We start from the raw sequence: 18,330 nt of genomic DNA, 5'->3' as shown, positions 1-18,330 counted from the left end.
GGTGGTCCCGCTGGGGCCGGTCACCCCGACGCCGGGGGTGGTTCATGTGGGGGTGGGGGGCCTTTGTTTATGGGGGGTGGGGTTCCCCGACGTGGGGGGCGTGGTCTGGTTGGGGGGGTTGGTACCCCCCCCCCCCCCCCCCGGACGTGCTGCTGCTCCCGGCGACGTTCGAGGTCGTGGAGCGGACCGCGAAGGGCTGGAAGGCGGTCAGCGGCCCATACGCGACGGGGCACGAGGCGCGCCGGTCCCTCGACTTCGCCCTGCGATGGGCGTGGCCGCGGATGCACTGGCTCATCCCCCTGGGCGCCGACCCGAGCGCCGATGCCCGCAGCTTCGCGGAGGGCGGGGCGGCGGCCGGCGCGGTGGCCGCGGAACTGGCCGGGTACGCCGGCGCGGCCGACGCCCTCCGGGCCGCCGGGCGCGTCAACCGGCTGCAATTCCGGGACACCGTCTACCAGATCGTCCGCACCCGCCGGCTGCTGCGCTGGGGGCCGGGCGGTCCGGAGGGCCCGCGCCCGTCGGACGTCGACGGCCGGGACCCGGCCCGGATCCACCTCCCCCTCGATGAGGACGGAAACGTCCACCCGGCGGAATGACCCGCCGCCCGGACCGCGTCCGACGGGGGTCAGGCCGGGGCGTCGTTCACGCCGGGGCGTCGTTCAGACGGCGCAGGGTGAACGGCTCGGCGAGGATCTCCTCCAGGGCCTCGGCGACGCGGCGGAAGTGCGGCAAGGCGAAGTGGTGGTCCAGGGCGGCGGGGTCGGCCCACTCCTCGACGATGACCATCCGGTCGCGGCGGTGGGGGTCGGCGTAGGGCTGGTAGCCGAGGCAGCCCTCCTCCGCCAGGGAGGGCTCGATCATCGCGTGCAGCTCTTCGCGCAGCCGCGTCTCCTGGCCCGGCTTGGCGGTGAAACTGGCGACGATCACGAGCGTGTTCGACATGAGGGGCTCCGGTTCAGTGGTGAGCGGGTCAACGGTGTCCATCCTGGGCGCGGGGCCGGGCGGTGCCCAGAGCTCCCTTCGACCCGGGTTCGCCGTGCCTGGGTCTGACAGGACCAGGCACGGCGGGCGGTGGCGGAGACTGGGGGCATGGACCGTGCACACCAGCTCACCGAGTTCCTCAAGTCGCGTCGGGCCCGCCTCGGTCCGGACGCCGTCGGCCCGGGCGGCTTCGGCGGCCGACGGCGCGTGCCGGGCCTGCGCCGTGAGGAACTCGCCCTGCTGGCGGGGGTGAGCGTCGACTACTACACCCGTCTGGAGCAAGGCCGGGCCCGCAACGTCTCCCCCGCCGTCCTCGACGCCGTGGCCGACGCCCTCGGTCTGGACGCCGACGAACGCGGCCACCTCCACAACCTCGCCAAGCCGGGCAGAGCGCAGCCGCACCCCGGCCGTCCCCAGCACGTCGGCGCCGAGCTGCGCCAGGCCCTGGACGCTCTGGTCACCGTCCCCGCCTACCTCATCGGACGGCGTCTGGACGTCCTGGCCTGGAACGACCTGGCCCGCACCCTGGTCGCCGACTTCCCCGCCCTGCCGCCGGGCGAACGGAACATGGCCCGCCTGGTCTTCCTGGACCCCGGCGCCAGGGACCTCTACCCCGACTGGGAGGCCAAGGCCCGGGACACCGTCTCCAACCTCCGACTCGACGCCGGACGCCATCCCGACGACCCGCAGCTGACCGGGCTGGTCGGTGAACTGTCCCTCGGGAGCACCGACTTCCGCCGTCTGTGGGACGACCACACCGTCAGTGGCAAGACCCGCGGCCGCAAGCGGTTCGTCCACCCCGGAGTCGGTGAACTCGCCCTGGACTACGTGGCCATGCGGGCGCCCGACGACCCCGACATGACCCTGATGATCTACAGCGCGCCGGCGGGCTCCGCCGCCGCGGACGCCCTCAGGGCCCTGGCCGGCATCACACCCGGCACGCACGGCCGCCGGACCGCGGACGTGCGAGCCGGGTGAACCGGCCGGGGCCCTGCCCACGACCCGCTTGAACTCCGGGCGAGGTACGCCTGGTCGCGGACGATCAAGAGGACGCGCGTGCATGCGCGAGGATGTCAGCCTGGGTTGACACACCCATGTCTGTCAGCTCAGACTGACATCCATGGAAACCGGAGATCTGGCAGAACGTCTCAGGTCGCACGACCCCGCCGTGGGGCTGCGCGCGGTGGGTGCGCTGCACCGGCTGGCCGAGCAGGTCGAGGCGGCGGCGGTCGCCCGCGCCAGGCAGCAGGGGTGGTCCTGGGAGCAGATCGGGGACGCCCTCGGCGTGTCCCGGCAGTCCGCGCACGCCAAACACGGGAAGTGAGACGACGGTGTTCGAGAAGTTCACGGCGGGGGCCCGCGCGGCCGTCACCGGCGCACTGGAAGAAGCCCGGCTGCGCGGCGATCGCCGCATCGGGACCGAGCACCTCCTCCTGGGCCTGCTGCACGACCCCGGCTCGCCCGCGGTCCGGTGCCTCGGCGTCGGCCTCGACGAGGCACGCGCCGCCCTCGAGGGCCTGGACCGTTCGGCGCTGGCCGTGATCGGGATCGACGTGCGGGGGGTCGAGCGGCCGCCCGTCCCCGTCTCGCGCAAGCGCACGCCCTTCACCTCCGGCGCCCGCTCGGTCCTGCCACGCGCCCTCGTCGAGGTGAAGAGGACCGGCGGCCGCCGCCTCGGGCCGGAGCACCTGCTGCTCGCGCTCCTCGCCTGCGAGCGACCGGACCCGGCGGCCGAACTGATGCGGCAGTTGGGCGTCGACCGCGGGGCCGTCCGCGAACGCCTGGGCCAGAGGACCGGGTGACGGCCGTGCCGGCGGTGCGCGGTGCCGGCGGCGCCGGACGGAAGCTACGGGGCTACGGGGCTACGGGGCTACGGGGCTACGGGGCTGCGGGGCTGCGGGGCTGCGGCGGACATCGACCGCGGCCGGTCGCTCCCTCCCTCGGGAAGAAGTGCGGCAAAAGCGGTTTGTCACACCGGCGTTGGCTCACGTAGGGTCTCCGATGTGAACACCGGACCGGCGCTACGCCACACACGGATTGGTTACCCGGTGGAGGGCTGATCCCTCCGCGGGTGCGACGAAGGCACCCCCACAGTCCGGCACGCGGACCCCCGGCGCTCGTGCACCAGCGCCCCTTTCCCTGCACGTGCCGAACACACCGAGGTCAACCCAATGACAGTCACGTTCAACCACACCATCATCGCCGCCAAGGACCGCCACGAGTCGGCCCGTTTCTTCCGGGAGTTGCTGGAACTGCCCGAAGCGCCGTCCTGGGGGCCGTTCACCAACATCCAGCTCCCCGACGGCGTGCTGCTCCAGTTCGCCGAGCCGCCGGTGGAGATCCAGATGCAGCACTACGCCTTCCTGGTCGACGACGAGCTGTTCGACCGGGCGTACGGGCGGCTCCGCGACCGCGGTGTCGAGCACTGGGCCGATCCCCAGATGCGGCGGCCGCAGGAGACCAACACCGAACACGGCGGCCGGGGCGTGTACTTCAAGGACCCGGCCGGCCACGCCATCGAGCTGATCACCCGCCCCTACCTGTAACCGCGGCGCGTCGCGGGGCCCGGTCGCCACACCCACGGCGACCGGGCCCCCGCGTGCGGAACTCACACGGCGGTCAGCGCGTCCGCGGTCCTCTCCTGCGCGGGGCGGTCCAGCTCGAACTCGCGGTGCAGCAGGCCCACGGCGCGCCCGCAGTGGGCCTTGGCCAGGGTGAAGGAGGTGCGGATCTGGGAGGTCGACACCGAATAGGCCTCGATGCCCGCCTCACCCAGGGCCGCCAGCATGCGTCCGGTCGCCTCGGGCTGGCTGAGCAGGCCCGCGCCGACGAGGGAGACCTTGGCCACCGATTCGTGGATGTCGGCCTCGCACTCCAGTCGCGCGAGTACTTCACGCAGCGCGTCCACGTGGGTCCGCGCGATGGTGAAGTCCCATCCGTAGCCGATGTCACGGTCCCCGACACGGGCCACGAGGTCCACGGCGATCGCGGCTTCGGCAAGGGCGGCGAAGAGTTCCAGGCCTCGGTGGGTCAGGCTGCCGGGACGGATCACGATGCGGGCGACGTCCGTGTCGTGGGCGATCCCGGTGACGGGGTGTGCGCTCTCAAGCATGTCTTCTCCATTGGACATGACGATGGTGCCGGGCTTGTCAGAGAATGCCGACCGGACGTGGATGCCCACGCCGGCCCGGGCGGCGAGTTCGACCGAACGGGGGTGCAGTACGCGCGCTCCGGAACAGGCCAGCTCGGCCATGACCGAGCTGCTGACCCTGGCCAGCAGCCGAGCGTCCGGGACGATCCGCGGATCGGCGTTGTAGACCCCGTCCACGTCGGTGTAGATCTCGCACGTCGCCGCCCCGAGCGCGGCGGCGAGCGCGACCGCGGACGTGTCGGATCCGCCCCGGCCCAGGGTGACCACGTTGCCGACGGGGTCGACGGCCTGGAATCCGGCGACGATCGCGACCGTGCCCAGGCGCAGGGCGTCTCGGAGCCGGGTGCCCTCGATACTGGCGATGCGCCCGTGTCCGTGCGGGCCGGAGGCGGCGATTCCGGCCTGCGCGCCCGTGAGCGAACAAGCGGGCACGCCCATGTCGTTCAGGGCGATCGCGAGGAGGGCGGCGGACGCGATCTCACCGGTGGCGAGCAGTTGGTCCATTTCCCGGGCCGGGGGCGCCGACGACGTCGTACGCGCGTCCGCCACCAGCTCATCGGTGGTGGCGCCGCGCGCGGACACCACCACGACGACCGGGTGGCCGGCACGGCGGACACCGGCGACCCGCTCGGCCACCGCGCGCATCCGCTCGGGTGTGGTGCCCATGGAGGTGCCGCCGAATTTCATGACACGGATCGTGCGCGCCGTTTCGGGGACGGGTGCTACTGGGCTGTGCACCGGGGTTCTCCTTCTCATGTTGTCGAGGCGGCCGGGAGTGGGGGACTTTCACTGCGGGTGGCCCGCCCCGCCCGGGCCCGGCGGGTGGCCCGCCGTGTGCGGGCCCTGTGCCCGGAGCCGCCCCTGCCCGCGGTGGCGACGAGGACTCCGGCCAGCAGGACGCCGACCCCGCAGAGTTGCTCGACGGAGGGGTCTTCCGCGAAGACGACGGCTCCGAGCACGACCGCGCCGACGGGCTGGACGAGCAGCAGGGTGCTGGTCAGCGCGGCGGGCAGCGCGGACAACGAGCGGGAGATCAGCAGCCAGCCGACCACTTGCGAGGAAAGGGCGAGCAGGACGAGCCAGCCCAGGGTGGGCCATGGCGACGGCAGCCGGACGTCGCCGACGACCGCGGAGAGCACCCCCGCGCCGACGGCGGCGCCGAGCGTCGCCTCGTAGAGGGGGGCGATGACGCCCACGTCCGCGCCCGGCGCCGTGTTCCGGCCGGCCGCGCGCAGGATCAGGATGTAGCCGGCGTAGAAGACGGAGGTTCCGATTCCGAAGAGCACGCCGAGGGCGGGGCTGCTGCCGTAGGTGCGGTCCCCGAACACGCCGGCGATGAGTACGACGCCGGCCAGCATGAGCGGGAGGGCGGCCAGCAGGGACCGGGCCGGCCGCTCCCCCAGTACGGTCCAGGCGAACAAGGCGACGAACAGCACCTGCAGGTTGCCGAGGACCGTGGCCAGGCCGGCCCCGACGGCGTCGATGGTGTGGCTCCAGAGCACCAGGTCGCATGCGAGGGCCACACCCGCGAGGCGGGCCAGCCATTGCGCCCGGCGCGCGAGCGGACTGCGGTGGGCGCGCCGACGGTCGGCGACCATCAGGGCCCACAGCACCGGCACGGCCACGGCGCAGCGGAAGAAGGCCGCCATGCCCGCCGTGGTGTCGGCGAGCCGGACCATGGGCGCGGAGGCCGCGATGAACGAGGCGCCGGCCAGGACCGCGAGCACAGGACGCCCGCTCGGCGACGGGGCCTCGATGGGGGGACCGCCGCTGGTCATGCCACGACGTCCAGCGCCTGGGCGATCGCGTTGGTCACGTTGATCCCGGCGTGGTTCAGCAGGTACTGCTCCCCTCCGACGAGGTCGTAGTGGATGTCGGGCACGCCGATCCGGCGCACCGGCGGCCCGCCGACCTCGGCGATGACCTCGCAGACGGCCCCGCCGAGGCCGCCCACGGCGCGGTGGTCCTCGATGGTGACGACGACGTCGGCCCGGGCACTGGCCTCGAGGACGGCCTCCCGGTCCAGGGGCTTGACCGTGTGCATGTTCAGGTGTCCGGCGCTCACACCCTGCGCGGCGAGTTCCCGGGCGGCTTCCGCCGCGACCAGGTTCGGGTGGGGGCCGGTGGCGATGAACAGCACCCGGCCGGGCTCGCGCATCACTCGGGCCTTGCCCAGGACGAAGTCGGTGCGCTCCTCGAACAGCGTCGGCGTGGCCAGCCGCCCGAGCCGCATGTACGCGGGACCGGGGTCGTCGGCGAGGGCCACCGTGGCCTGTACGGTCTCCCACGCGTCGGCCGGGGAGACCACCGTCATGTTCGGCAGCATCCGGGTGACGCCGATGTCCTCCAGCGAGTGGTGGGTGGGGCCGTAGTGGCCCGAGGCGAGTCCCGCGTGCGTTCCCACGATCTTGACCGGAAGGTTGGCGCCGGCCACGTCGATCTTGATCTGCTCGTAGGCCCGGGCGACGGCGAAGGGGCTCATGCCGTTGGCGAACACGGGCCGGGCGACCACCGTCATGCCGGCGGCGACGCCGATCATGTTCTGCTCGGCGATACCGAGCTCCACGTACTGGCGCGGCAGTTCCTTCGCGAAGTGGTCCTCGTAGTCCATGTCGGTGGCCAGGCACGCCAGGAGCGGGTTCTCCCGTCCGAGGGCGAGCAGCATCATGGCGTACGCGTCACGGCTCTGGATGGTGGAGCGGTGCTCCCAGACGTGGTCGAAGACCTCCGCCACGGAGCGGTCGGTGGCGATGTCCGTGCTCATGCCCGCTCACCGTCCAGGACCGCGAGGGCCAGCAGACGTGCGTCCTCGCCGAGGGTGGCCGAGTGGCTCTTCTTGGTGTCCTGCAAGCCGGGGACGCCGCGTGCCTTGATGGTGTGGGCGATGACGACCGTGGGCCGGCCCGGTTCCACGGGGCCCTGGAGTGCCTCCCTGATCTGGTCGTGGTCGTGTCCGTCGATGGAGAGCACGCGCCAGCCGAAGCTGAGCCATTTGTCCGCCAGCGGTTCGAGGGACATGGTGTCCTCGGTCCGACCGCTGATCTGCCACTTGTTGCGGTCCACGATCGCGGTCAGGTTGTCGGCTCCGAGGTGGGATGCCGCCATGGCCGCCTCCCAGTTGGAGCCTTCCTGGAGTTCCCCGTCGCCGAGGATCACGAAGGCGCGGCCGTCGTGCCCGTATCGGCGCTCGGCCAGGGCGATGCCCAGGCCCAGTGAGAGCCCGTGCCCGAGCGCGCCCGTGGAGAAGTCCACGCCCGGCAGGCGCTTCATGGGGTGGCCGCCCAGCCGGCTGCCTTCCTCGGCGTACGTGGCGCACTCGGACTCGGGTATGACGCCCGTGGCGGCGAGCGCCGCGTAAAGGCCCGCGGACGCCTGCCCCTTGCTGAGGATCAGGTAGTCGCGCTCCTCCGACGGGCCCGCGCCGGCCGGCCGGCGCAGCACCTCTCCGTAGAGGACGGCGAGGAGGTCGGCGATCGACATGCTGCCGCCGATGTGCACGCCGTTGGGTGAGGCGCTCATCTCGATGACCTTGCGGCGGATGTCCAGGGCGAGTCGTGTGGCCACGTCGTGGGGTGGTGCCTGTGTGAGCATGCTGGTCCTTCCAAAGCCGTCAGCGAGCCGCTACCTCGATAGAACAAACCAACCGAGCTGTTTTGTCAAGGGCGGCCTTGAGCGGCGCGAACTGTCCCGCATTACGCCACACATCGCCCACATGAGGCTGAAAATCGGACGCCACCCCCACGTCGGAAGGCCATTGGAAGGTCGCTTGAGAGGCGTTGACAAAACCACATGGTTGGTTTTTTCTATTGGCGGTTGGTCAGCTCCGCGAGGTGCCGAAACCCGATGTCCGCCAGACCAAGCCAACCTTTGATCAGTCGCCGACCGAGCAGGGATTGTGAGGACCAGATGAGTGAGTTGTCCGAAGGCGCTCGATCCGAGCTGTGGGACTCCTCCGAGGACGTGGTGCGCAAGGCCGAGGGGCGCGCGGTCGGCGTTCTGGTCGACGCGTACGGAACCGGCAACCACTTGCCGGCCGCCTTCAACCGCCAGGGAATCGAAGTCATCCACCTGCAGAGCTCCCCCGAACCGATATCCCGCATGCAGGCGTGGGACAGGTCGAGTTACCTCGGCGCCCTCGTGTACGACCCCGACGGGAGTACCGAGCGCACCCTCAAGGAGATCCAGCCGCTGTTCGTCCTCCCCGGCCAGGAGCCGGGCGTACGGCTCGCGGACCAGCTGAGCGAGGCGCTGGGCCTGCGCACCAACGGCACGGAGCTCTCCGAGGCCCGCCGCAACAAGTACAAGATGATCGAGGCCGTTGCCGCCGCCGGGCTGCGCACCGCCGCCCAGCTGATCACCGAGGATGTCGAGCAGGCCGTCGCCTGGGCCCAGGTCGCCGGCCGCTGGCCGTGCGTCGCCAAACCGCTGTCGTCCGCCTCCACGGACGGCGTCTTCATCTGCCGCGACGCCGAGGCGCTGCGCGCCGCCTTCCCCTCCATCCTCGGCAGCACCACGGTGTTCAACGGCGCGAACACCGAGGTCCTGGTACAGAGTTTCCTGGAGGGGACCGAGTACATCATCGACACCGTGAGCGTCGACGGGCACGCCCACGTCTGCGGTGTGTGGCAGTACGAGAAGCGTCTGCTGCCGGGCGGGAAGCCGATCTACAACCGCGACATCCTGCTCTCGCCCACCGATCCCGCGGCGGTCGCCCTGATCGACTACACCCGCTCGATGCTGGACGCGCTGCGCATCCACAACGGTCCGGCGCACACCGAGGTGATCATCACCCCGGACGGCCCCGCGCTCGTGGAGGTCGGCGCCCGGGTCAACGGCCACCTGCACCCCGAATTCCACCAGCAGTGCATCGGCACGAACAGCGCCGACCTGACCGCGCTGGCCTACGCCCACCCCGAGCGGTTCCTCGCCGAGTACGGCGACGGCGTCTACGAGAGGCGTCAGCCCGCGGTCGTCTACAACGCGCCGACGGAGCTGTCCGGCGAGGTGCTCGCCGTCAACCACGCGCTGGTCGAGGAGATCCGCCGCCGGCCGTCGGTGGTGGACCTCATGCTCAAGCGCAAGCCCGGCGACGTCATCGTGCCGACCCTCGACCTGCTCACCAGCCCGCTGCGGGTGTTCCTGACCGCTCCCGACGCGGCCACGGTGGAGGCCGACTACCGGTTCATCGAGTCCGTCCGCGAGTCGGTCTACGAAGTCCGGCCCGTCCGGTCCCGGGTCGCCTGCGGAGTGGTGTGATGGCGCAGCAGACGAACGCACCCCGGCAGAAGGCCGGACTGCGCACGAACGTGGCGAGCCTGCGGCCGATCGCCGCCCTGCTCGCCACGGTGGCCCTCTCCCGCAGCGCGGTCGTGCTCTACCCGTTCTACGGCGTCTACCTCGCCAGCGAGCGGCAGGGGCTGACCGTCGACCTGATCGGTCTGATCGTCGGCATGTTCGGGCTGGGCGCGCTGATCGCGGGCGTGGCCAGCGGCGCGCTGGCGGCCCGGGTGCGCGAACAGCGGCTCGCGGTCATGGGGCTCGCCGGCGTGGCGGGGATCGTGGTGGTCATCTCGTTCACCACGCAGCTCTGGGTGCTCGCGGCGCTCACCGCGCTGTGGGGTTTCTGCTACGAGCTGGTCAACCCGATCGCCTACACGCTGGTCGCCCGGGTCATGCCGGAGGCGCAGCGGAGGTTCGCCTTCTCGGCGGTGCGCCTGGCCATCAACCTCGGCATGGGCATCGGGCCGGTGATCGCCGGTATCCTGTTCAACGTCAGCCCGGGCCTGCTGCCTTGGGGCACCGCGATCGGGTATGTCGTCTCGGCGCTCATCCTGGCACGGGCGCGCATCGCGGTGAGCTCGGCGTCCGACGGGGAGCAGGACGCGGCGGCTTCGGGGAGCGGCGGTGTGCAGGGCCGGCCGGGGCTGCGTTTCTGGAGCTTCCTCGCGGCGACGACCCCCATCCACCTCGCCTACGCGCTGCCGTCCACCGTGGCCAGCGTGTACGTGATCCACACGCTGGGGCAGTCGGCCGGCTGGGCGAGTGCGATCTTCGCGGTGAACGCCTTCATGGTGCTCACCTGCGAGATGGCGCTCAACCACGCGATGCTCGAACTCAGCCGCCGGACCAGCTTGTTGATCGGCTACGCGTGCGCCACCGTCGGCTTCGTCCTCATGGGCTTCGGCGGCCACCAGACCTGGCTGCTGCTCGTGGCGACCGCGGTGTGGACGGTCGGCGAGATGATCGTCTACCCGGTGATGCCGGACCACATCAGCGCCATCACCCCGGACCGGCTCAAGGTCCGCAACATGGGCTTCTACACGGCGCACTTCAACCTCGGTGTGGTACTCGCACCGCTGATCTTCCTGCCTCTGGTGCAGGCGCTCGGCCCGGTCGCCTCCTGGTCGCTCGTCGGCGGCGTGCTGCTGGTGGGTCTGCTGGCGACCGCCGTGATCAGCAACTCGCCCCGGATCTGGGGCGTCGAGAAGGCGCCGGCTCCGGCCGCCCCCGCTCCCGCGCTGGTCACCCAGTAGCGAGCGCCGGCCCTGCCGGCCGGCGCCCCTCCCGGAAGAACGGCGCCCTTTGCCGGTCCCTGTCCCTCCAAGAGAGAAAACGGATTCCAGGTGCACCCTGACCACGACACCGGTGGGAGCAACGCGCTGCCGCTGAGCGGACGCATCGGCAAAGGGCCGAGCGACCTGCTGCGGGAAGAGGTCCTCGACCCGCAGTTCCGGTACGAGGCCGAGCATCTCCTGCCCCACTACATCGCGATCGAGAAGGCGCTGGTCGCCGAATACCTGCGGATGGAACTGGTGACGGCCGGCCAGGCGGCGGAACTGGACGGGCTGCTGGACTCGGTGACCCGCGAGGAGCTGCTGGCGGGGCGCGAGGCGAACATGTCGGACATCGCCTTCGCGCTGGAACGCCACGTCGAGACCCGGCTCTCCGAGCCGGTCGCCGCCTGGCACGTGGACCGCAGCCGCAACGACCTTCAAGCCTGCGCCCAGCTGATGTCCGGACGGCAGCGCCTGGTGTCGGCCGCCGAGGCGCTGCTGGCCTTCGGGCGGGCGGCGGGAAGGCTCGCCGGCCGGTACGCCGACGACCCCATGCCCGGCTACACCCACTTGCAGGCCGCCCAGATCATCTCCCCCGGGTTCTACCTCGCGGCGCTGTCCGAGCAGGTGCTGCACACGGCGCGGCGCCTGCTCGCCACCTACGACGGCATCGACGCGTGTCCCCTGGGCGCCGGCGCCATGTCGGGCCAGGAACTGGCCTGGGACCGCGGACGACTGGCCGCCCTGCTCGGGTTCCGAAGGGTGCAGCCCGTCGCCCTGACCTCGGTCGCGTACCGCGGCTGGGTCTTGGAGATCACGGCCGAGTTCAGTGTGTTCGGGGTGGCCCTGAGCCGGTTCACCACCGATCTGATGGCGTGGGGCAGCAGCGCCTACGGCTATCTGGACCTGCCGGACGAGCTCTCCGGCATCTCCTCGGCGATGCCGCAGAAGAAGAACTTCCCGGTGCTCGAACGGATCCGGGGCAAGTCCGCGCACCTGTCGTCGGCCCACATGGACGCGGTGCTCGGCCAGCGCAACACGCCTTTCTCCAACTCGGTCGAGGTGTCCAAGGAGGCGGGGTCGCAGCTGTCCTTCGCCTTCGAGACCTTCGAGAGCGTGCTGCGGCTGTCCACGGCGGTCCTGGAACACGTGCGGTTCGACACGAAGCGCATGAACGAGGCGTGCGAGCGGGAGTTCCTCGGCGGCTTCGCCCTGGCCAACGCCCTCACGCTGCGCGAAGGAGTGCCCTGGCGGCGGGCCCAGGTGATCTCGGGCCGGTACATCGTCGCCGCCATGGAGGCCGGCCTCGCACCGGCGCAGACCGACGCGGGCCTGCTCAAGCGGACCGCGGCGGAACTCGGCTTCGAGCTGACGGCGCCGGAATCGGTACTGACCGGAACCTTCGACGTACGGCACGCCCTGAACGCGCCGCGCTCCGAGGGCTCCGCCCGGCCGGAGGCGGTCGCGGCCGTACTGCGAGCGCAGGAGAAGGAATTCGAACGGCTGGGAGAGGAATGGGCGGCCCGCGCCCGGTCCACCCGTAGCGGACACGGAGGAGAAGAGCATGACAGTGCAGCCGTACTCGCCTGAGCTCGACGGGCTGGCCGGACCGGCCGGACCGCTGCGCACGCGCAGCGCCGGCGTCGGCAGGGCCTTCGGAACGTTCGGGGAGCTCCTCCAGGGCGTACTGCCCGGCGACGGCGGGCATTTCATGGTGACGTCACCGGTGGCGGCCTGGTCCACGGCGACCTTCGCGCACGAACCGGACGCGACGACGATCCACGTGGCGCCGCGCCACAAACGAAAGGCGGCGAAGCTCGCGCAGCGGGCCCTTCGCGCCGCGGGCCACAGCGGCGGCGGCCAGCTGCGCATCGGCAGCGAGCTGCCCGAAGGCAAGGGCATGGCCAGCTCGTCGGCGGACCTCGTGGCCACGGCGCGCGCGGTGGCCGACGCCCTGGACGTCCGCTTCACCCCGGCGGACATCGAGGCGCTGCTGCGGGGCATCGAACCGTCGGACGGCGTCATGTACGACGAGATCGTGGCGTTCAGTCACCGTGAGGTCCGGCTCCGCGAACGCCTGGGCACCGTACCGTCCATGACCGTCATCGCCTACGACGAAGGCGGACAGGTCGACACCATCAGCCACAACCACGCGGCCACGGCGCGCAGCGCGGAGGAGCAGCGCGAGTACGCCGGCCTCCTCGACCAGGCGCGCGACGCGATCCTCGTGTCGGACCTCCGCTCGCTCGGCCGCGTGGCCACCCGCAGCGCCGAGCTGAACGCACGGCACATGCCCCGCCCCTCCCTGCCCACCCTCCAGCGCATCTGCCGTGACATCGACGGGCTCGGCATCGCCTGCGCCCACAGCGGGACGATGCTCGGCATCCTGCTGCCCCACGACGATCCCGAGACGGCGTCCAAGGCCGAGATCGCACTCGCCGCGTGCGCCTCGCTGCCCGGCACCACGACGCTCCACCGCTCCCTCGGCCATGGCGACGACTGGTCCTACGGAGGGTTCCGTCCGCTCGCCGCCTCCGCCCGCGTGGCGGCCCCTACCAGCGTCTGAGGAGGAGACATGCTCTTTCAAACCGTCTACGACATGGTCGGGCACACCCCGCTCGTCCGGCTCGACCTCGATGTGCCGGAGGGGACCGAGGTCTACGCGAAACTGGAACTCGCCAATCCCTTCGGCATGAAGGACCGGGTGGCCAAGAGCGCCATCGAGGAGGCGCGCCGCATCGGGGCGCTGCTGCCGGGGGCTCCCATCGTGGAGAGTTCCTCCGGCACGATGGCCCTCGGAGTGGCGCTCGTGGGCCGCTCGCTCGGCCACCCCGTGCACATCGTCACCGATCCCCGTATCGACCCCATGACCATGGCGAAGCTGCGCTCGCTGGGCGCCCGGGTCCACGTGGTTCCCAAGATGACCGACCAGGGCTGGCAGGGCGCCCGCCTGGAGCGTCTGGACGAGCTGATGCGGGACATGCCCGGTGCCTTCTGGCCGCGGCAGTACACCAACCCGGACAACCCTCGGGCCTACCGGGTGCTCGCCGACGAACTGCTGCGCGACCTGGGCACCGTGGACGTACTGGTGGGGGCGGTGGGCAGCGGCGGCTCCCTGTGCGGCAGCACCCGCGCCCTGCGGCGGCGCCTGCCGGGGCTGCGGTCGGTCGGCGTGGACTGCGTGGGCAGTGCGCTCTTCGAGCAGCCGGACAGGCCGAAGCGGCTGCAGAGCGGCCTCGGCAACAGCCTGTCGCCGCACAACCTCGACCGCGGGATCATCGACGAGGTGCACTGGCTCAACGACCACGAGGCGTTCGCGGCCGCCCGCGCCCTGGCCGGGGAGCAGCAGATCTTCGCGGGCAACACCTCGGGGTCGGTCTACCGGGTGCTCGCCGACGTGGCCGCCCGTGCGAAGCCGGGCAGCCGGATCGTCGGCATCTTCCCGGACCGCGGTGACCGCTACACGGAGACCGTGTACAGCGACGAGTACTGGGCCGAGCACAAGGTGGCCGAGCTGCCGCTGGCCTCCGAGCCGGCCGAGGTCGCCTACGGGACCCACGTGAGCCAGTGGTCGCGCGCCGAGGTGCGCCGGCCCCGGGAGCTGCCCAAGCGGGTGCTGTTCGTCGAGTCCAACACCACCGGCACCGGCATGATCGCGCTGACCCGGGCGCGGGAGCTCGGGCTGACCCCGGTGCTGCTGACGGGCGGGCCGGAGCGGTACGCCGGCCTGGCGGAGACGGGCGCCGAGGTCGTCGTCTGCGACACCGGCTCGCAGGCCGCACTGCGGGCCGTCATCAGCCAGCGGTACCCCCGCGAGGAACTGGCCGGTATCACGACGACGAGTGACTTCTACGTTCCCGCGGTGGCCGGGCTGACCGACTGGCTGGGCCTGGCCGGCAACCCGGCGGACGCCGTGGCCGCCTGCCGCAACAAGGCGACGACGCGCGGTGTCCTGCGGGACGCGGGCGTCGCCCAGCCGCGGTTCGCGGTCCTGATGGACCCGGCGGACGTGGCCGGTGCGGTGCGCGCCGTGGGTCTGCCGTGCGTGGTGAAGCCCGCCGACGACTCCGGCTCGAACGGCGTGCTGCTGTGCTCCACCGGCGAGGAGGTCGCGGCGCATGCCGAGCGCCTCCTGTCGGTGACGACCAACGCCCGGGGGCTGCCCACCGCGCGGACGGTGCTCCTGGAGGAGTACCTCGACGGGCCCGAGTACAGCGTCGAGATGTTCTCTCACGACGGCGTGGCCACCTGCGTCGGCATCACCGCCAAGCAGGTCACGGCCGGCCCGCACTTCGTGGAGACCGGGCACCTGTTCCCCGCCCCCCTCACCGGGCCGGTCGCGGGCGCCGTCGCCGAGACGGTCGCCGCGGCCCTCAAGGCCATCGGCTGGGAACTCGGCCCGACCCACACGGAGGTCAAGCTCACCGGGAGCGGAGTCGCGGTGATCGAGGTCAATCCGCGTCTGGCGGGCGGCATGATCCCGGAGGCGGTCCGTCAGGCCACCGGCATCGACCTGCTGGAGCAGCAGCTGCGGGCCGCGACCGGGATGCCGCTGGACCTGGCCCCCTCGCACTCCGCGTCCGCCGGGATCAGGTTCCTGCTCCCCGAGCGCGCGGGGACGCTGGACGGCATCGAGGGCGCCGACGCCGCACGCGCCGTCGACGGTGTCACGGCCGTCACCGTCACCGCCGCGGCGGGTGCCTCCGTACGGGCCGCCGAGAACGCGTACGACCGGCTCGGGCACCTCATCGCCACCGGCCCCGACGCGGCAGCGGTGACGCGCTCGCTGGACGCCGCGCTGGGCGAGCTGCGCGTGGATATCGCCGACGGGGCGCAGCAGGGGGCGCAGGCCCGCTGACCGGACCGGGCCGGTATTCCCCGCAGGGCCGACGGGTGACCGGTCGCCGCAGCCGCGGCGACCGGTCTCCGTGCGTGCGGGGCCGTCCTACGGCGTCCGGACCGGGCGTGTGATCATGGCGCGTCGGCACACCCGCGCCTCATGGGGGGACCATGCGCACCCGGACCATCACCGCCACCACCGCGAAGGGCCTCCTCGGGGCCCTGACCGCCCTGTTCCTCGTGGCCGGCTGCACCGCGCCGGCCGAGGGTGGGCACGCGGGCGCCACTCCGTCGGCCCCGGCGCCCGCGCAGGGCGGCGGCTCCGCGTCCGAGGGGTACCAGGGGCCCCGGCCGCAAGATCAGAACCTGCTGGCCTGGACCGGCGACCCGAATGACGCCGGGCACGTCACCGCCCAGTCGGCCGCCGGCGTCGGCGGGCGGGTCACCCTCGTACGGATCGTCCTGCGCGAGCAGATCACCTGGTCCGACATCTGGCTGGGCCTGGCCGGCGTCGACCCGGGCGCACAGCTCGCCAACTGCTACCTCGGCGTGTACGACGGCGCCGGGACCCTGCGCGCCGCAACCCAGGACATCTCAGCGCAGCTGATGGGCGAGGCGGTCGCGAAACCGCTGCCGCTGGGCAAGCCGTTCACCGCGGCCCCCGGGACGTACTTCATCGCCCTCCTGCTCAACGGCAACTGGACCACCAACGCGCTCACCTTGAAGTCCACGGGGGCCGGCATCTCGGTCAACGCCGGTCTGGCGCCGCCGAAGCTCCGGTACAGCACCGTCTTGACCGGTCAGAGTGCGCTGCCCGCCTCCGTGAACCTCGCCGAGCAGTCCACGAGCACCATCAACACCGGCTGGGGCAGCCAGTGGTACGGGATCTCCTGAGCCGTCGCATATCCGTAGGAAAAAACGACATAGAGGTGTATTGCCTGTCTTTCGTCTGCATTCCTTTGGCAAAGGGACAGTTACCGACATGTCTGTATTAGGCAACACAGGGCGAGTCCGCCGTGTCCGGCGCCGGAAGTGGGCCAAAGTATGGCTCCTCGGCCAATTGCCGAGAACCGCTCGGAGCCCGCCCGGCCAGTTTCGAACCCCGTGGCGGGCCAACGTTGGAAGGGGCCATTGCCATGTCTGCTTCTCTCACCCCCCGTCGTGCCGTCGCGGCGTTCCTCGCCGCCGGCGCCCTGGTCGCCGCCGCCGCCCTGCCGGCCTCCGCCTCCGGCGACCACCACCGGGCCGCGCACTCCTCGGTCGTCATCGGCTCCGTCCAGCACGAGAGCCACGTCCGCAACGTCTCCAACCACGCCCTCAACCGGGAATGGGTCGAGGTGAAGAACACCGGCCGCCGCAGCGTCGAACTGCGCGGCTACACCCTCACCGACAAGCAGGGCAACCGGTACCGCTTCGCCGGCCTGCGGCTGGAGGGCGGCCACAGCGTGAAGGTCCACACCGGCCAGGGCCGCAACACCCACAGGGACGTCTACCAGAACCGCCGCCAGCAGATCTGGGACGCCCGCGACGTAGCGACCCTGCGTGACGACCGCGGCCGCGTCATCGACACCGAGTCCTGGGGCGGCCGTCAGGGCAACCGTCACCACGGCTGACCGCTCCCCCGCCCGTCACGTCCCCCGCCGACGGTGACGTGACCTCATAGGACGGCGTGCCGCGGGGTCCGTCCGCGGCACGCCTCACTCATGTCCCCGTCCCCGCGCCGCCGGAACTCTGGGCGGACCGCGCGGCCGGCGCTAGGATCCCGCACGGGCGCAGGGACTCGGCCCGCGTCCGAGCGGGCCGGCGGCCAACGCGGGGGGACTGACGTGATCTGGAACCTGATGCGCCGTGCGCGTGGCGCGCTCGCCGTAGCCGTCGCCACCGGAGCCCTGCTCACCCTCCCGGCGCCCGCCCACGCGGCCTCCGCCCCACCCCTCACCGCTGCGGGCGCGTTCTTGATGGACGGCGCCACCGGGGCGACGCTCACCTCCAAGGCGGCGGACACCAGGCGTCAGATGGCGAGCACCACGAAGGTGATGACGGCCGTGGTGGTCACCACCCTGCCGGGCCTCGACCTCGACAGGAAGGTCACCGTGAAGCAGGCCTACCTGGACTACGTGGTCCGGGAAGGCGCGAGCTCGGCCCACCTCAAAGCGGGCGCCGAGCCGACGGTGCGCCAGCTGCTGTACGCGATGATGCTGCCCTCGGGCTGTGACGCGGCGTACGCCCTCGCCGACACCTTCGGCAAGGGCACGACCACGGCGGCCCGCACGGCGGACTTCATCGCGAAGATGAACGCCAAGGCCAAGGCGCTGGGCCTGACCCGGACCGTGTACGACTCCTTCGACGGCATCTCGCCGACCGGCAACAACCTCACCACCCCGCGCGACCTCGCGAAGCTCACCAGGTACGCGATGACCGGCAGCGTCCTGCGCACCCTGGTGAAGACCACCTCCATCGCCACCGGCGGCACCTCCACCGACGCGGCCTGGTCCAACAGCAACCTCCTGGTGCGGCCCCGTCCGACCGGGTACGGGTACCCGGGTGCGATCGGCGTCAAGACGGGCACGGGCACCGCGGCGGGCAAGTGCCTCGTCTTCTCCGTGACCCGGGGCGGCAGGACGGTCATCGGCGTCCTGCTGAACGACGAGGAGCGCTACGTGGACTCGATGGCCCTCTCCGACTGGGCGCTTGGCCCGGCGGCGGGCTCCAGGACCGCCCTCCTGCGCGGCGGCACCGAGCCGGTCCCGGACGTCCTCGACTGACGCGGACCCGCGGGCGATCGGCAGGAGGCCGGCAGGACCG

At 71.9% G+C, this 18,330-nt stretch carries 18 protein-coding genes; 13 read left to right on the top strand and 5 right to left on the bottom strand.

The features are described 5' to 3' along the window. Positions 1–146 precede the first annotated feature (146 nt). Entirely contained in the window at positions 147–596 is a 450-nt protein-coding gene (locus tag ACIA6C_RS12950; protein WP_399275149.1) for a DUF5954 family protein, read from the top strand. 46 nt (positions 597–642) lie between these two features. Here the strand turns inward: ACIA6C_RS12950 and ACIA6C_RS12945 are convergent, their stop codons facing one another. Beyond that, positions 643–942, bottom strand: coding sequence for a putative quinol monooxygenase (locus ACIA6C_RS12945; protein ID WP_399275147.1), 300 nt, complete (start codon positions 940–942; stop codon positions 643–645). Between the two features lie 147 nt (positions 943–1,089). Here ACIA6C_RS12945 and ACIA6C_RS12940 point away from each other — a divergent pair, with 147 nt between their 5' ends. From ACIA6C_RS12940 to ACIA6C_RS12925, 4 genes are all read left to right on the top strand, one after another. After that, positions 1,090–1,959: a helix-turn-helix transcriptional regulator gene (locus ACIA6C_RS12940; RefSeq protein ID WP_399275145.1), complete on the top strand. Its 870-nt coding sequence runs from the start codon at positions 1,090–1,092 to the stop codon at positions 1,957–1,959. 142 nt (positions 1,960–2,101) lie between these two features. Beyond that, positions 2,102–2,305 carry a helix-turn-helix domain-containing protein gene (locus ACIA6C_RS12935; RefSeq protein ID WP_329192551.1) on the top strand — a complete coding sequence of 68 codons (204 nt, stop codon included), beginning with the start codon at positions 2,102–2,104 and terminating at the stop codon, positions 2,303–2,305. Between the two features lie 7 nt (positions 2,306–2,312). Beyond that, positions 2,313–2,783 carry a Clp protease N-terminal domain-containing protein gene (locus tag ACIA6C_RS12930; protein WP_399275142.1) on the top strand — a complete coding sequence of 157 codons (471 nt, stop codon included), beginning with the start codon at positions 2,313–2,315 and terminating at the stop codon, positions 2,781–2,783. 369 nt (positions 2,784–3,152) lie between these two features. Then, positions 3,153–3,527 carry a VOC family protein gene (locus ACIA6C_RS12925; RefSeq protein WP_361135165.1) on the top strand — a complete coding sequence of 125 codons (375 nt, stop codon included), beginning with the start codon at positions 3,153–3,155 and terminating at the stop codon, positions 3,525–3,527. A gap of 62 nt (positions 3,528–3,589) precedes the next feature. On the opposite strand, the gene ACIA6C_RS12920 is transcribed toward ACIA6C_RS12925, so the two are convergent. Genes ACIA6C_RS12920 through ACIA6C_RS12905 form a run of 4 tightly spaced genes read right to left on the bottom strand, consistent with a single transcriptional unit; the run spans position 3,590 to position 7,723 of the window. Beyond that, a complete protein-coding gene (locus ACIA6C_RS12920) occupies positions 3,590–4,870 on the bottom strand; it encodes an aspartate kinase (RefSeq protein ID WP_399275140.1) in 1,281 nt (426 codons plus the stop codon). A gap of 14 nt (positions 4,871–4,884) precedes the next feature. Further along, complete coding sequence (locus ACIA6C_RS12915; RefSeq protein WP_399275138.1) at positions 4,885–5,910, bottom strand: DMT family transporter; 1,026 nt, start codon at positions 5,908–5,910, stop codon at positions 4,885–4,887. After that, a complete protein-coding gene (locus ACIA6C_RS12910) occupies positions 5,907–6,896 on the bottom strand; it encodes a transketolase family protein (protein WP_399275136.1) in 990 nt (329 codons plus the stop codon). The genes ACIA6C_RS12915 and ACIA6C_RS12910 overlap by 4 nt, the downstream gene beginning before the upstream one ends. Then, positions 6,893–7,723 (bottom strand): transketolase, encoded by an 831-nt coding sequence (locus tag ACIA6C_RS12905; RefSeq protein WP_399275134.1) that lies wholly within the window; start codon positions 7,721–7,723, stop codon positions 6,893–6,895. Before ACIA6C_RS12905 ends, ACIA6C_RS12910 begins: the two co-directional genes overlap by 4 nt. A 315-nt stretch (positions 7,724–8,038) precedes the next feature. Between ACIA6C_RS12905 and ACIA6C_RS12900 the strand changes: the two genes are divergently transcribed. From ACIA6C_RS12900 to ACIA6C_RS12865, 8 genes are all read left to right on the top strand, one after another. Beyond that, positions 8,039–9,388 (top strand): ATP-grasp domain-containing protein, encoded by a 1,350-nt coding sequence (locus ACIA6C_RS12900; RefSeq protein WP_399275132.1) that lies wholly within the window; start codon positions 8,039–8,041, stop codon positions 9,386–9,388. Further along, positions 9,388–10,665, top strand: a complete 1,278-nt coding sequence (locus ACIA6C_RS12895) for an MFS transporter (protein ID WP_399275130.1) — start codon at positions 9,388–9,390, stop codon at positions 10,663–10,665. Before ACIA6C_RS12900 ends, ACIA6C_RS12895 begins: the two co-directional genes overlap by 1 nt. A 90-nt stretch (positions 10,666–10,755) precedes the next feature. Further along, positions 10,756–12,276, top strand: a complete 1,521-nt coding sequence (locus ACIA6C_RS12890; RefSeq protein ID WP_399275128.1) for an argininosuccinate lyase — start codon at positions 10,756–10,758, stop codon at positions 12,274–12,276. Further along, on the top strand, positions 12,251–13,252 hold the full coding sequence (locus ACIA6C_RS12885; RefSeq protein WP_366080443.1) for a kinase: 1,002 nt from the start codon (positions 12,251–12,253) through the stop codon (positions 13,250–13,252). Before ACIA6C_RS12890 ends, ACIA6C_RS12885 begins: the two co-directional genes overlap by 26 nt. 9 nt (positions 13,253–13,261) lie before the next feature. Then, positions 13,262–15,544 carry a pyridoxal-phosphate dependent enzyme gene (locus tag ACIA6C_RS12880; protein ID WP_399275126.1) on the top strand — a complete coding sequence of 761 codons (2,283 nt, stop codon included), beginning with the start codon at positions 13,262–13,264 and terminating at the stop codon, positions 15,542–15,544. A gap of 152 nt (positions 15,545–15,696) precedes the next feature. Continuing rightward, positions 15,697–16,419, top strand: a complete 723-nt coding sequence (locus tag ACIA6C_RS12875; RefSeq protein WP_399275124.1) for a hypothetical protein — start codon at positions 15,697–15,699, stop codon at positions 16,417–16,419. A 242-nt stretch (positions 16,420–16,661) separates the two neighbouring features. Continuing rightward, entirely contained in the window at positions 16,662–17,138 is a 477-nt protein-coding gene (locus ACIA6C_RS12870) for a lamin tail domain-containing protein (protein ID WP_361135134.1), read from the top strand. A 228-nt stretch (positions 17,139–17,366) separates the two neighbouring features. Further along, entirely contained in the window at positions 17,367–18,290 is a 924-nt protein-coding gene (locus tag ACIA6C_RS12865) for a D-alanyl-D-alanine carboxypeptidase family protein (protein WP_399276207.1), read from the top strand. Positions 18,291–18,330 lie beyond the last annotated feature (40 nt).

This window comes from Streptomyces sp. NPDC051578 (assembly GCF_044454045.1).
In the GTDB taxonomy this organism is placed as follows: domain Bacteria; phylum Actinomycetota; class Actinomycetes; order Streptomycetales; family Streptomycetaceae; genus Streptomyces.
This window is presented reverse-complemented; position numbering and strand designations above follow the sequence as displayed.

What these genes read in the sequence shown, in the direction of transcription:
- ACIA6C_RS12945 (WP_399275147.1), bottom strand. Translation starts at nt 942, where the DNA reads ATGTCGAACACGCTCGTGATCGTCGCCAGTTTCACCGCCAAGCCGGGC.
- ACIA6C_RS12940 (WP_399275145.1), top strand. Translation starts at nt 1,090, where the DNA reads ATGGACCGTGCACACCAGCTCACCGAGTTCCTCAAGTCGCGTCGGGCC.
- ACIA6C_RS12935 (WP_329192551.1), top strand. Translation starts at nt 2,102, where the DNA reads ATGGAAACCGGAGATCTGGCAGAACGTCTCAGGTCGCACGACCCCGCC.
- ACIA6C_RS12925 (WP_361135165.1), top strand. Translation starts at nt 3,153, where the DNA reads ATGACAGTCACGTTCAACCACACCATCATCGCCGCCAAGGACCGCCAC.
- ACIA6C_RS12915 (WP_399275138.1), bottom strand. Translation starts at nt 5,910, where the DNA reads ATGACCAGCGGCGGTCCCCCCATCGAGGCCCCGTCGCCGAGCGGGCGT.
- ACIA6C_RS12910 (WP_399275136.1), bottom strand. Translation starts at nt 6,896, where the DNA reads ATGAGCACGGACATCGCCACCGACCGCTCCGTGGCGGAGGTCTTCGAC.
- ACIA6C_RS12905 (WP_399275134.1), bottom strand. Translation starts at nt 7,723, where the DNA reads ATGCTCACACAGGCACCACCCCACGACGTGGCCACACGACTCGCCCTG.
- ACIA6C_RS12900 (WP_399275132.1), top strand. Translation starts at nt 8,039, where the DNA reads ATGAGTGAGTTGTCCGAAGGCGCTCGATCCGAGCTGTGGGACTCCTCC.
- ACIA6C_RS12895 (WP_399275130.1), top strand. Translation starts at nt 9,388, where the DNA reads ATGGCGCAGCAGACGAACGCACCCCGGCAGAAGGCCGGACTGCGCACG.
- ACIA6C_RS12885 (WP_366080443.1), top strand. Translation starts at nt 12,251, where the DNA reads ATGACAGTGCAGCCGTACTCGCCTGAGCTCGACGGGCTGGCCGGACCG.
- ACIA6C_RS12880 (WP_399275126.1), top strand. Translation starts at nt 13,262, where the DNA reads ATGCTCTTTCAAACCGTCTACGACATGGTCGGGCACACCCCGCTCGTC.
- ACIA6C_RS12875 (WP_399275124.1), top strand. Translation starts at nt 15,697, where the DNA reads ATGCGCACCCGGACCATCACCGCCACCACCGCGAAGGGCCTCCTCGGG.
- ACIA6C_RS12870 (WP_361135134.1), top strand. Translation starts at nt 16,662, where the DNA reads ATGTCTGCTTCTCTCACCCCCCGTCGTGCCGTCGCGGCGTTCCTCGCC.
- ACIA6C_RS12865 (WP_399276207.1), top strand. Translation starts at nt 17,367, where the DNA reads ATGCGCCGTGCGCGTGGCGCGCTCGCCGTAGCCGTCGCCACCGGAGCC.